Genomic DNA, 13,328 nt, shown 5'->3' with positions numbered 1-13,328 from the left:
GCGCAGCCGCATTCCGAAGGGAAACACATGACCTCGCTGTCGACAGTGCGTAGCGACGACACCGACACCGTCAGATTCACCGACGCCGCGGATCTGCGTAGTGCGCTCGCCGAGCAGGACTACATCGCCGACGACGACCTCGCCACCGTGGTGCATCTGGCGACAGCGCTCGATCGCCCTCTTCTGCTCGAAGGCCCAGCAGGCGTCGGTAAGACAGAGCTGGCGAAATCTCTTGCCGCGGCGAGTGGGCGCAAGCTGGTGCGTCTGCAGTGCTACGAAGGCCTCGACGACAACCGAGCCCTGTACGAGTGGGACTACGCCAAGCAGTTGCTGCACGTGCAGATGCTGCGCGAACACATCGGTGCGCTCACCCAGCACGTCACCGATATCGACGATGCCTCGAAGATGCTCGCGGCCAAGGATTTCGGTCTGTACTCCGAGCCGTTTCTGTCCGTCCGGCCCCTGCTGGAATCGGTTCTGTCCGAGGAGCCGGTGGTGCTGCTCGTCGACGAGGTCGACCGCACCGAGGAATCGATGGAGGCCCTGCTGCTCGAGGTGCTCGCCGAGAAGCAGGTGACCATTCCCGAGGTGGGCACCTTCACGGCACGGAGTGATCCGTGGGTCATTCTGACCTCCAACGACACTCGTGAGCTGTCGTCGGCCCTCAAGCGCCGTTGCCTGCACTTTCATCTGGATTACCCGACGGCCGAGCGCGAACGCGAGATCGTCACCGCTCGCGCTCCCGAGGTGCCTGCCGACGTCGCGGCCGACATCGTCGCACTGGCAACGGAACTGCGGGAGCTGCCGCTGCGCAAGAGCCCGTCGATCTCGGAGGTCATCGACGCTGCTCGTATCGCATCGGTCCTCGGCCACACCGAGGACACCCGCAAATACCTGCTTGCCGCGCTGGTCAAGTACTCGTCCGACATGAAGATCGCGTTGGCAGGGCCGACCACCGAGACAGCCTCTGCAACGACATCGCTCGGAGCCGTCGTCAACACGACCGCGACAGCATTTCGTGGACACGGCGGACGTGACAAGGGTGGCATCGGAATCCGACGATGACTGTGCATCAGACGTTCTCGGCATCGGTGGTACTCGACGTGCTGTCGGCAGTGTTCGGCAGAACGCTGCGGCGATTCGGTGTGCCGGCGTCGCCTGCCGAGGTCATCGAGGTACGACGCGTGCTCGGGCTGCTGGGGGCACGTGACCTGACGGTTCTGTGCGCGGCACTGCGTGCCACGTGCGCGAAGTACGATCACGAACAGCAGGGCTTCGACCTTGCGTTCGAGTCGATGTTTCGGCACGTGGCAAACACGGCTGTGGACGAGCCTCGCTCGGCTGTGGGTGCACAGGTGGCGGGCGGCCTCCCGACCGATCTGGATGTGGGAGCCGACCAGGAGGCGGCGAAATACGCCGAATACAACGAGCGTGCCGTCGAGATCGGAGATCTGCTCGACGCCCCGGAGGCAGAAAAGGGCTTCAACCCGCACAAGGACGACGACGACATCAGCCTGTCGTCCGAGGACCACGATCTGTCGATCGACACCGACGGCGACATGGGTCGACGCGGTGTCACCTACACCGTCGATCTGGAGCGTTCCGGTTCGACGGCGGCAGGGGAGTTGGCGTCGAGTACGAGCGGAGCGGTTGCCGGGCAACTGAACTGGGAAGATCCGGCGAGCATCCTGGCCTGGTTCGACGCCTACGACGCCCGCAGCGTGTACGGGGACGGTGGCGATGCGGAACCACTGAGCGCGGCGATGCTCGACAGGATCACCGATGCCGTCGAGGCTTTCGTGGCCGCGCTGGGTGAGTTGACCGGGACGATGTCGGCGGCGGTACCCGTGGATGGTGTGGATCGGGCGATCGACCGTCATGCCGAGATCGAGAAAGCCACACACGAGATCTTGCGTCACATGCGGGGGACTCCGCGGCCCCGGCCGCGTGAACACTCACGGGGCCCGCTGGACATGCGGCGCACGGTCCGGTCGAGCCTGCGCACGGACGGCATTCCGTTCCGGCTGGTGACCAAGACGCCGGTTCCGGACAAGGTTCGGGTACTGGTGCTGGCGGACGTCTCGTTGTCGGTGCGCCCGATCACCGCGTTCACGCTCAGACTCGCGCAAGCGATGCATTCGCGCGCGCACCGGTGCACGGTGATGGGCTTCGTCGACGCGCCGGTGGACGTGACGACCACCCTGCTCGCGAGCACGGGCGACGGCGCACTGGCTGCCGTGTTGGCAGATGCTCGACTCGACCTGGAGGCCAGCAGCGACTACGGCACCACGTTCGCCGCGTTGTTGGACTCGCACGGTGAGGCGCTGAACAAGCGGACTGCGCTGATCATCGTCGGCGATGGTCGGTGCAACGGACGCCCACCGGGACTCGACGCTCTGGAAAAGATTCGGTCCAAGGTGCATCGCATCGCCTGGATCACCCCCGAGGCCCGCCGTTACTGGGCGCAGGCAGCGTGCTCGATGGAGGACTACGAGCAGTTTTGCGACCGCGTGGTGGTAGCACGAGACGGCGAACAGTTGACGGCGCAGGCCGCCGATCTGGGACATGCTCTGTCCTGACCGGCGGTGCGGTTCACCTGCCCGAACGGGCAGGTAGGAACCTGTTCGGTCGCGGGTAGGAATCCCCACGGCAGGCCTCGTAGAGTTGTAACCTGAATCACAGACTCGAGAGCGTTCGAGTCGACAATGCAGTGAGGGTGACAACGGTGGATCAGGCGGCGACTGCGGATATCGGAAAGGCGCTACACGAGCTGGATTCTCGACGAGTGCGAGCCGAGTCACCGCGCGTACTGAAGTTTCATGACCCGGAGATCGTGTTCGGTCAGGACTCGCTCGGTGAGGTGGCGCACGCGGCCCTTCGTCTCGGTGGGGTACGTCCGATGGTTGTCACCGATGCCGGCTTGATCGAAAGTGGTTGGGCCGGAAAGCTGATCGATCTGCTCACAGCGCAAGGTCTGATGCCGCAGCTGTGGAGTGGTCTCACACCCAATCCGAAGGATGTCGAGGTCGAAGCCGGCTTCGCCGTGTACACCGAACTCGGGTGCGACGTGCTGGTGGCGATCGGCGGCGGATCGGTCATGGACGCCGCCAAAGGTATTGCCGTGCTGGCCGGCAACGGTGGCAGGATTCTCGACTACGAGGGAGTGGACCAGGCGACTCGTCCCATTCCGCCTCTGGTCATGGTGCCCACCACGTCGGGTACCGGTGCCGACGTATCCCAGTTCTGCATCGTCACCGACACCGCGCGTTCGACCAAGATCACGATCCTGGGACGCGCGTTGGTTCCGGACATCACCGTGATCGATCCGCGCTTGCTCACCACGATGCCCGAATGGCTCAATGCAGCAACCGGTTTGGATGCGCTGACCCATGGGATCGAAGCTTTCGTCTCGCTCGGTCACAATCAACTCACCGACCATCACGCCCTGCGCTCGATCACCATGGTGATCTCCCACTTGGCTCACACCATCGACGAGCCGGGCGACATGACCGCTCGTGGTTCCATGGCGCAAGCGAGTCTCGAAGCGGGGCTGGCGTTCACGAATGCGATCCTCGGTGCCACGCACGCCATGAGCCATCAGGTCGGGGGCTTGCTGGACCTGCCGCACGGGGTGATCAACGGGGTGCTGCTGCCGCATGTCATCCGCTTCAATGCTGCTCAGGATCCGCTGCCGTACGTGGCCATCGCGACGAGCCTCGGCTTGCCGGAGGGCAGAGCCAGGCCGGAGGAGGCGGCGATGGCCGTGGCAGATCGAGTCGACCGCCTCGCCCGTCAGGTCGGTGTCCCCACCGGGCTCGCGGAAATCGGGGTGCGCGAATCCGATCTGGATGTGTTGGCCACCAACGCATTGCACGACGCGTGTATGTCGACGAACCCTCGGTCGGCCACCCATCGGGAGATAGTCGATCTGTTCAGGTCGGCGTTGTGATGTCGAGACCGGATGCGGCCCCTGGGCCCGACCTGTCGCTGTTGACGGGACTGCGATCGGGCAAGAACACCTTCTACCCCCAGTATCGAGGCGCGGCAGAACGTTTGGAACGAGTTGTCTACGCGCTGGAATTGATTTCTCGGGCTCTGGTGCGGACGGTGGACGGACCGGAAACGCTGGTGTGCGCGGTCGCGGAAGCCGCGCGGGCGCACCTGAGCGCGCAGTGGGTGGTGTTCGCGCTCGCCGACGGAGCACTGCCCGATGCCGGCCCACGCCGGTTGGTACTGGGACCGGATGCGACCCCGTTCTTGGTCGACAACGTCGAGGGGCCGCCGCTGCCCGAGGACGTCATCGACTGCATCGAGTCGATTCAGTCGTCGTCCCACGGAGCCGGCGCAGCCCCGGTGATCTCTGCCCATCATGCGTTCGTGCCGATCGCATTCGACGGTGGCGTCGTCGGTGCGATCGCCGCGTGGACCGGTGAGCTGCGCGTTCTCGACGCCACCGACGCGGCGGTGTTGAGCATCCTGGCCAGCCAAACTGCTGTGGCGCTACAGAATTCGGCACTGTTCCAGAGTCGGCGGCAACTTCTCGAACGTACCGAGAACGCATATGCGGAGGCCAACCGGACAGCTGCCGATCTCGCGACTCGAAATGCCGAACTCGAGGCGACGCAACGCCAATTGGGTGCTGCACACCGGCATCAGGTCCTCGACGACGAGCGTCACCGGATCGCCCGAGAGCTGCACGACAGCGTGACTCAGGCGGTGCTCTCGGCGGGCATGCAGATCGAGGTGTGCCGCAGCGATATCCCGGCGCAGGAGCGCGGCGAACGGCTCGATCTGGCCAAGGAACTGACGCGGCGGGCCGTCGAGCAATTGCGCTCGGCCATCTACGCTCTCAACCATCCGCAGGATGCCGATCGCACGTCCCTGCCCGAGATGCTCGAGCAACTCTCGGTGGTACACATGCCCGACGAGTTGCAGGTCTCGCTCCGAGTGGACGGAACTCCCGTCGAGTTGAGCAGTGAATGCGAACATGCGCTGCTGCGCATTGCGGGAGAGGCCCTGTTCAACACCGCGGTACACGCGCATGCTTCGCGCGCTGTTCTCCGGCTGACGTACTCCGCGGATCAGGTCCAGTTGTCGGTAGCCGACGACGGGAACGGCGATCCGGCACATCTACGCATGATGTTGCACCTGTCCGAAACGACCGACGTCGATGGTCGACATCGAGGATTGGCGAACATGGCAGCTCGCGCCCGCGAGCACGGCGGCGTTTTCGACATCCGCCGCGCTCGTACCGGGGGCGTGCGAGTGGCAGTGCGCATTCCGCTCGACCAGAATCCCACGAAGGGCACAGCATGAGCGTCACCGCGGTTCGAGACAATTCGGCTCAGGCGGCACCGCCCACCGTTCGCATCGTCCTGGTCGACGACCATGCGATTCTGCGCGATGGATTGCGTTCGGTGCTCGAACGCGAGTCGGACCTGACGATCGTGGGGGAGGCGTCGACGCGGGAGGAAGGGTTGGCCGTCGTCGCACGCGTCGAACCCGACATCGTACTGATGGATCTCAAGCTGTCCGCCAGCTCGGACTACGAGGGGCTTGCCCTGTGTGCACAGTTGTCGAAGGCGCACAACGGAATCGGGCTACTCGTCCTGACGACTTTTCTCGACGATCGTCTGGTGGTGGAAGCTGTGCACGCCGGAGCCCGGGGATACGTGGTCAAGGACGTCGACACCACAGAGTTGGTTCGTGCGATCCGTGCCGTGTCGCGCGGGGAGAGCGCGTTCGATTCGCGGAGTGCATCGGCGGTCGTTCGTTCCCTCAACGGCTCGCCCAGCAGCATCGAGCGGCTCACCGAGAGGGAGCTCGAAGTGCTGCGCCTACTGGCGACGGGGCTGTCCAACAACATGATCGGAAGTCGGCTGTTCATCTCGGCGACCACGGTCAAATTCCACGTCAGCAACATCATGCGCAAGCTCGCGGTGTCTCGACGCGCCGAGGCCGTCTACGCCGCGAGTAAACAGGGATTGATCTGAGCAGTGGGCCTTCGGGCGCAGAGTGCAAAGTAGACGGCACTCGGCGTCCTGTCGGGAGCGTCTTCGCGGTGCAGGCTACGGATTACACACACCAGTGACATCCACGCCGAGGAGCACCCATGACGACTGTTCAGGACGACACGCGCCCACACGACGCTCCTGCCGACCGCCCGAAGGAGCTCACCGTTCTGGGGGCCTGCGGGCAGGACTGTCCGGATTCGTGCTCGATGGTGGTGACCGTCGAGGACGGAGTGGCGACAAGCGTCAGCGGTAGCAAAACGAACCCGTACACCAACGGTGGCCTCTGCGTGAAAGTGGACAACTATCTCGACAAGGTTTACAGCCCGGAACGAGTGCTGTACCCGCTCAAGCGATCCGGACCGAAAGGCTCCGGCCGCTTCGAGCGAATCTCGTGGGACGAGGCGGTCGCGACCATCGCCGCGAAATTCACCGCCATCGCCGAGGAATTCGGCCCCGAAGCGATCATGCCGTGCAACTACCTCGGCACCCAGGGAATCACGCAGGGTCTGAACGTGGGGGATGCGTTCTTCAATCGACTCGGGGCGACGGTTGCCGAGCGCACCTATTGCGATGCCGGCTCGTGCACTGCGTACGCGATGACGGTGGGCGACACGGCAGGCGTCGACCCCGAGAGCTTCGTCCACTCGAAGTTCATTCTCATCTGGGCGTCGAACATCATGAGCACCAACCTGCACCTGTGGCCCTATGTGGCCGAGGCGAAGAAGCGCGGGGCCAAGGTGGTGGTGATCGATCCGGTCAAGACCAGAACCGCCAAGGCCGCGAGCTGGTACGTCCCCATTCGTCCCGGTACCGACGGCGCTCTGGCCCTGGCGATGATGCACGTCATCATCGACGAGGGACTGACCGACGCGGACTACATCGAACGCTTCACCATCGGTTTCGACGAATTGGCCGAGAGGGTGAAGCAGTACACCCCGGAATGGGCCTCCGAGGAGACAGGCATTCCCGTCGAGAACATCTACACGCTGGCCAGGGAATACGCGCAGAGTCAGCCGTCCGTGATTCGCATCGGCGTCGCCATCGAGCGCAGCGCCGGGGGCGGTCAGAGCGTACGAGCCATCTCGTGTCTCCCGTCGTTGGTGGGGGCATGGCGTAAGCCCGGTGGCGGCATTCTCCAGCTGCCACTGTGGGCGTTTCCAGTGAACTGGCCGGAGTTTCTGCAGACGGATCTGCAGACTCCGGGTACCCGCGTGATCAATCTGTATCAGCTGGGAGAGGCGCTGACCGGCGGGCTGAATCTGGACACGCCCCTCAAAGGACTGATGGTCTACAACTCGAACCCGGTGGTGGTGTGTCCGGATCAGAAGCGCATGGTCGACGGGCTCAGCCGCGAGGACTTGTTCACCGTCGTCAGCGACCACTTCATCACCGACACAGCCGATTATGCCGATATCATCCTGCCCGCCACGACACAGCTGGAACAGGACGACATCAACTTCTCCTGGGGCCATCTGTTCGTCACGTACAACAATCGGTCGATCGAGCCCATCGGAGAGGCCGTCCCCAATACCGAGCTGTTTCGTCGTCTGGCCGCAGCGATGGGCTTCACCGAACCGGTGTTCTCGCGCACCGACGAGGAACTCATCGCACTGTCCTACGACTGGAACGCCCCCGCCATGGAGGGCATCACGATCGACTCGCTGAAAAAGCTCGGGTGGCAGCGCCTCAATCTCCCCGGTCCCGACGAGTACGCGCCGCACGCGGAGGGCAACTTCCGTACTCCGTCCGGCAAAACCGAGTTTCTGTCCTCGGCCGCTGCGGGTGGCAACTTCGTGTTGCCGCTGTTCCGGCAGGGATCGAACGACCACCAGCCGGGACAGCCGGTGGATCCGCTCCCGCACTACATCCCGCCCCGCGAGTCGGCGAGGTCCAATCCTGCATTGGCGCAGAAGTATCCACTGAATCTGCTCACCCCCAAGTCGCACGCGTACTTGAATTCGAGCTTCGGAAATCTCGACATGCATCGCAAGGTGCAGAAGGAGCCGACGCTGTTGGTCAATCCGGTCGATGGCGAACGCCGCGGAATCAGCTCGGGTGACGTGGTGCGGGTGTTCAACGATCGGGGCGAATTCACTGTTGTTGCCAAGCTGGACAAGTCGGTCATGCAGGGTGTGACCGTCTGTGCGATGGGTGCGTGGCGCAAGAACATGCTGTCTCTGTCGACTCCGGCGTCGCTCAACCCGACGGTGTTCGCGGACCTCGGAAACGCTCCGACGTTCTCCGACACCCTCGTCGAGGTTGCGGCACACGACGCCTGACTACCCCATTTCTACGAAGACAAGGATTTCGACATGGCTTACGTGGTGACCGAAGCGTGCATCGATCTGTTGGACAAGGCGTGCACCGAAGAATGTCCCGTCGATTGCATCTACGAGGGCGCTCGCATGATGTACATCAATCCCGACGAGTGCGTCGATTGCGGTAAATGCATGCCCGCCTGCCCGAACGACGCCATCTTCTGGGAACACAAGATTCCCGACGAGCAGAAGCAGTTCGTCGACATCGCCGTCGAATTCTGCGAGGACGCCGACGCATCGGGTGGTGCCGAGGATCTCGGACCGATCGGGCACGACCATCCCTCGATCGACGAAGTGGCGAAGAAGTGAGTGCTACAACGGTTTCTGAGTGTGACCTGATCATCGTCGGTGCCGGGCCGGCAGGGTTGTACGGCGCGTACTACGCGGGTTTCCGGGGTATGACGGTCACCGTGATCGACGCACTGCCCTATCCAGGCGGTCAGCTGGCCGCGTTGTATCCGGAGAAGAAGATATTCGATGTTGCCGGCTTTCCGGTGATCAAGGCCCAACATCTCGTCGATGCTTTGGTCGAACAGGCGGATCAGGCGAAGCCGACTTACCTGATGAGTCACGTCGCGACCGAACTCGAGGAATCCGAGAACTTCGTGCGGGTCACGACGGACAAGGGCGCCACCGTCGTCGGAAAGGCCGTTCTGGTGGCCGCGGGCATCGGTAAGTTCACACCGAGGCCGCTGCCGACCGGAGCCGAGTTCCACGACCGGGGACTACGGTATTTCGTGCCGAAACTCGATGACCTGGCCGGTGAACGAGTGCTGATCGTCGGCGGCGGAGACTCGGCCGTCGACTGGGCATTGAGTCTGGAACCGATCGCAAAGTCCGTCGTATTGGTCCACCGACGCAACGACTTTCGAGCTCATGCTCACAGTCTGGGATTGTTGGAACGGTCGAGTGTCGAAGTTCTCACGCCGTTCGAGGTGGAGGGAATCCTGGGCGCGGACGCAGTCGAATCGGTCACGATCGTCGACGGCACCGGAGTCGATCGTCGACGGCTCGAGGTATCGAGTGTCGTCGCGGCGCTGGGGTTCAAGGCCGCGCTCGGTCCGATCGCACACTGGGGATTGGACAAGTATCAGCGCGATATCGCCGTCGGTCGCACGATGCGTACCAACCGGAAACGAGTGTTCGCTGTCGGTGACGTCGCCGGACACGAGGACAAGGTGAAGTTGATCTCGGTCGGATTCGCCGAGGCGGCCACTGCGGTCAATCACATCGCGCCACTGGTGGACGGCTCGGCAGCAATCGTGCCCGGCCACTCGAGCGACTTGATTCACTGACCCGAGTCGCCCGCGAGTTCAGTTCGACCGACGACCGTGAGCAGTGCCGACCTCGGTCTGCTCACGGTCGCTGGACCGCATCGGGCGAGTGAATGCTCGGGGGTCGTCGGAGTGTGCGCAGGCCGCCGCGCGGTACTGACGCGGGCTCATTCCGTACTGCTCGCGAAAGGCGCGACTGAACACAGCGGAGTCCGCGAAGCCCCACCGCCGACTGATCTGTCCGAGGGAGCGATCCACCGCGACGCTGGCGATGATCTCGCGCCGGCAGCGTTCGAGCCGTTTGACGCGAATGCTGCGCGCCACCGTAGTGCCACTGGCCGCGAAAAGACGGTGCAGTTGGCGGGTCGAGACGAGCATGGCCGACGCGACCGAGCTTGGTGACAGGTCGGGATCGGCGAGGTGGTCGTCGATGTAGCGCTGCGCCGTACGAACCAGGGCGTTGCTGGGAGAGTCCAGCGCAGGGCTCGCAGTGGTGTTCCGAGCGATGACGCTGACCAGATCTCCGACCTCGTCCGCGATGGCCTGTGCGCCAGCGGTTCCCAGCGTCGATCGGGTCGAGCCGAGGTCGTGCAGAAATCGACTGAGGAGGCCGCTGAAACCGGCCGAACCGTCGAACGCCATGGCAGTGAGGTCACTGGATTCGCGCTCGTCGAGTCGCAGCATGTTCCGGGGCCAGGTGAAGACCTCGAGTTCCCACTGATCGTCGTCGGGATGACCGTCGATGATCCAGTCGAAGGGACGGGAGGTGTCGTAGATGGCGAAGTCGCCGCGCGTGAGCACGCACTCGCGACCGTCCTGCACCACGATCGCCCGACCTCTCCGGATCATCCCGATCTGGACGTATTCGATCCGGTCCTTGCCGATGAGCGAGTCGGTCCGCGCGATGCGTTGAGTCGTCGAGCGAACAGTGGACACCTGAAGGTGAGCGAGGGACATCGACCGAACGGCCCCGGTGAATCGGCTGTCCGCCACGTCCGCCACGTCCAGAGCGACGAAATGCTCGTTCAACATATCGGACCAGTCGCCGCGGCTGGTCGTTCGAGTCGGAACGGAGAATCCGGATCGAGACAGCATGGGGACCCCTTGTCGTAGGCGCTCACGGCTATGCAGGAGCTTTCTTCGAGATTAGCCCTCAATGTTTCCGGTGCATTCACTGTTCGTAACTTTGCCGGAAAGTCGTCAGTCGGTGCCGTGCGCTGGTCACTGCAGGTCAAATACCGGGCGCGCGCGGTCAAGTGTGGGGCGCTGCCGTCGGTGAAGCTGGGATTCGAACGAGCGAAAGGGATATTCCGTGGGAGAAACCGCTCGAGCACTGCGCGCGCACCCGACCGACTTCGATCCGGTGACGAAGGACCTCCGGGGACGAGCGCTTCGAGACCTTCGAATCTCGGTCACCGATCGGTGCAACTTTCGCTGTGTCTACTGCATGCCGAGGGACCGATTCGGACCCGATCACCAATTCCTCGACACCGGAAGGCTGTTGTCTTTCGACGAGATCGACGCAGTTGCGCGGGCCGCAGCCACCATCGGGATCCGCAAGATCCGCCTGACGGGCGGTGAACCGTTGCTGAGGGCCGGTATCGCCACGTTGGTCGAACGACTGAGTGCCATCGACGGCGTCGATCTCGCGATGACCACCAACGGGTCGCTTCTCGCCAAGCACGCCGAATCGTTGTGCGCGGCCGGTCTGAAGCGCATCACCGTCAGCTTGGATTCGATCGACCCGGCGACGTTTGCGCGGATGAGTGACACGCGCGTGCCCGTCGGGACCGTGCTCGATGGTATCGACGCGGCACTTCGAGTGGGCATGTCGCCGGTCAAAGTGAATGTGGTGGTGCGGCGGGGTGTGAACGGCGATTCGATTCTCGACCTTGCCGAACGATTCCGAGGGTCCGGCATCGTCGTGCGCTTCATCGAGTACATGGATGTGGGGGAAACGAACCAGTGGGAGATGGGTCAGGTCGTGGGCGTCGAATCGATCGTCGACGTCATCGGAGCAGTTCATCCGCTCGAGCGAGTCGAGTCCGATTATGCAGGCGAGGTCGCGACGCGATATCGGTATCGGGACGGTAGCGGAGAAATCGGAGTGATCGGCTCCGTGTCGAAACCCTTCTGCAGCAGCTGTACTCGGGCCAGGCTGTCGGCGGACGGCCAGGTGTACACCTGCCTGTTCGCTTCTGCGGGAACCGATCTGCGCGCCTTGCTGCGTTCGGGGGCATCGCAGGGCGATCTCGTGGCGCGGTTGTCGGCGCTCTGGAACAACCGTGACGATCGGTATTCGGAACTGCGAGCGGGATCGGGGGACGCCCCGGCCGGCGAGCGAATCGAAATGTCCTACATCGGCGGATGAGGTCGACCAGAACCTCCGGTACACGTTCGGTCGACGAACATCGTTGTGCGATAGCCCAGCTGGGAGTGACAAACCGAGTGCGGTCGGTGCCCATCGCAGCTGCGATCGGCGGCGTCCTCGCCGACGATGTCGTTGCCGAACGTGCACTGCCGCCGTACGACAATTCCGCGGTTGACGGATTCGCTGTGCGCCGCACCGATGTGACCGAGTCCCGGGGACTGCCGGCGATACTGACCGTGTCTGCTCGTAGCGTCGCCGGGCGGGTGAGTACGGAGCTGAGCCTGTCGCCAGGGGAATGCGTACAGATCATGACCGGTGCCGTACTGCCACGTGGGGCCGACCTGGTGGTTCCGGTCGAACGGACCAGCGGATTCGTGACGTCGTTCGGTTCCGATACCGTGACCATCGGTTCGAGCAGTACGAAGAGCAACATTCGTCGTCGTGGATCGGATTTCGACGCCGGTGACGTGGCCATCGAGGCCGATACGGTGCTCACGCCCCCTCAGATCGGACTTCTCGCCGCACTCGGACGTACCCACGTGAAGATCCGCTCGACGCTGACCGTCGCAGTGTTGTCCACCGGATCGGAAATCCGCAGTGCCCAGAGCACGCCGGCGTTCGGCGAGTGTTTCGACGCCAATTCTCCGATGATCACAGCCGATCTTCTGCGATGTGGCGCAGACGTTCACCTCGAATCGGTGGTGTCCGACGACGTGGAGGCATGCAGGGCGGCCCTCGCCCGCTGCGCTGAGGTAGCCGACGTCATCGTGACGACCGGAGGAATCAGCGCAGGTACCGAGGAGGTGGTCCGGCTTGCGCTGGCGGATCAGGACGTCGACTTCGTCTCGGTGGTGGTCAGGCCAGGAAAGCCGCAGGGCTGCGGGGTTTTTCACGGGACACCGATCGTGTGCCTTCCCGGAAATCCGGTGAGTGCGCTGATCTCGTACGAACTGTTCGTTCGGCCGGTGGTGGCGGCCGCGCTGCAGGATCCAGCAGCGGATCGGACGGTGAGGACCGTACGAGTCCGGGACGATGTGACCTCGCCGTCCACTACACCTCGGATGCTGTTGGCATTCATCGACGGCCCGGACGCAGAAGTCCTGCAATCACATTCGACGGGAGCATTGGCAACCGCGAACGGGTTGGTCGTCGTTCCCCCGTGTGATTCCTTCCCGAACACGACGGGGCCGTACCCGGCATGGACCTTCGATTCGCGCGCGGCATCGAGACCGGGCAGGTGCTTATGAGGCTCTCGAGGTCGTCACTCTCGGTGTGAGGTCTACGCAGGAACTCCGTAACGCGAACGCATCGAACCACTTACACAATTGGCCTATCGTGAGTGCACTCGAAT

The 13,328-nt window shown here is 63.6% G+C and carries 11 protein-coding genes; 10 read left to right on the top strand and 1 reads right to left on the bottom strand.

The genetic code is table 11. The features are described 5' to 3' along the window. The first annotated feature begins 27 nt into the window (after positions 1 to 27). The 8 genes from ACFI9K_RS02900 (at position 28) to ACFI9K_RS02865 (ending at position 9,627) form a co-directional block, all read left to right on the top strand. Entirely contained in the window at positions 28 to 1,065 is a 1,038-nt protein-coding gene (locus ACFI9K_RS02900) for a MadB family AAA-type ATPase (protein WP_462662156.1), read from the top strand. Continuing rightward, positions 1,062 to 2,579, top strand: coding sequence for a MadC family VWA domain-containing protein (madC, locus tag ACFI9K_RS02895; RefSeq protein WP_462662155.1), 1,518 nt, complete (start codon positions 1,062 to 1,064; stop codon positions 2,577 to 2,579). Before ACFI9K_RS02900 ends, madC begins: the two co-directional genes overlap by 4 nt. 191 nt (positions 2,580 to 2,770) lie before the next feature. Further along, entirely contained in the window at positions 2,771 to 3,949 is a 1,179-nt protein-coding gene (locus ACFI9K_RS02890) for an iron-containing alcohol dehydrogenase (RefSeq protein ID WP_462662448.1), read from the top strand. After that, complete coding sequence (locus tag ACFI9K_RS02885; protein ID WP_462662154.1) at positions 3,949 to 5,316, top strand: MadS family sensor histidine kinase; 1,368 nt, start codon at positions 3,949 to 3,951, stop codon at positions 5,314 to 5,316. The genes ACFI9K_RS02890 and ACFI9K_RS02885 overlap by 1 nt, the downstream gene beginning before the upstream one ends. Next, on the top strand, positions 5,313 to 5,993 hold the full coding sequence (locus tag ACFI9K_RS02880; RefSeq protein WP_222092799.1) for a MadR family response regulator transcription factor: 681 nt from the start codon (positions 5,313 to 5,315) through the stop codon (positions 5,991 to 5,993). The genes ACFI9K_RS02885 and ACFI9K_RS02880 overlap by 4 nt, the downstream gene beginning before the upstream one ends. Positions 5,994 to 6,112: 119 nt before the next feature. Continuing rightward, positions 6,113 to 8,293 (top strand): molybdopterin-containing oxidoreductase family protein, encoded by a 2,181-nt coding sequence (locus ACFI9K_RS02875; RefSeq protein WP_462662153.1) that lies wholly within the window; start codon positions 6,113 to 6,115, stop codon positions 8,291 to 8,293. Positions 8,294 to 8,326: 33 nt separating this feature from the next. After that, entirely contained in the window at positions 8,327 to 8,641 is a 315-nt protein-coding gene (gene fdxA, locus ACFI9K_RS02870) for a ferredoxin (protein ID WP_462662152.1), read from the top strand. Further along, complete coding sequence (locus ACFI9K_RS02865) at positions 8,638 to 9,627, top strand: NAD(P)/FAD-dependent oxidoreductase (protein ID WP_462662151.1); 990 nt, start codon at positions 8,638 to 8,640, stop codon at positions 9,625 to 9,627. Before fdxA ends, ACFI9K_RS02865 begins: the two co-directional genes overlap by 4 nt. 18 nt (positions 9,628 to 9,645) lie before the next feature. Here the strand turns inward: ACFI9K_RS02865 and ACFI9K_RS02860 are convergent, their stop codons facing one another. Beyond that, positions 9,646 to 10,701 carry an AraC-like ligand-binding domain-containing protein gene (locus tag ACFI9K_RS02860; RefSeq protein WP_462662150.1) on the bottom strand — a complete coding sequence of 352 codons (1,056 nt, stop codon included), beginning with the start codon at positions 10,699 to 10,701 and terminating at the stop codon, positions 9,646 to 9,648. Between the two features lie 217 nt (positions 10,702 to 10,918). On the opposite strand from ACFI9K_RS02860, the gene moaA reads away from it, so the two are divergent. Then, positions 10,919 to 11,977, top strand: coding sequence for a GTP 3',8-cyclase MoaA (gene moaA, locus ACFI9K_RS02855; RefSeq protein ID WP_462662149.1), 1,059 nt, complete (start codon positions 10,919 to 10,921; stop codon positions 11,975 to 11,977). Then, positions 11,974 to 13,224 carry a molybdopterin molybdotransferase MoeA gene (locus tag ACFI9K_RS02850; RefSeq protein ID WP_462662148.1) on the top strand — a complete coding sequence of 417 codons (1,251 nt, stop codon included), beginning with the start codon at positions 11,974 to 11,976 and terminating at the stop codon, positions 13,222 to 13,224. Before moaA ends, ACFI9K_RS02850 begins: the two co-directional genes overlap by 4 nt. Positions 13,225 to 13,328: the final 104 nt, after the last annotated feature.

Source organism: Rhodococcus sp. PSi06 (assembly GCF_054960675.1).
This window is presented reverse-complemented; position numbering and strand designations above follow the sequence as displayed.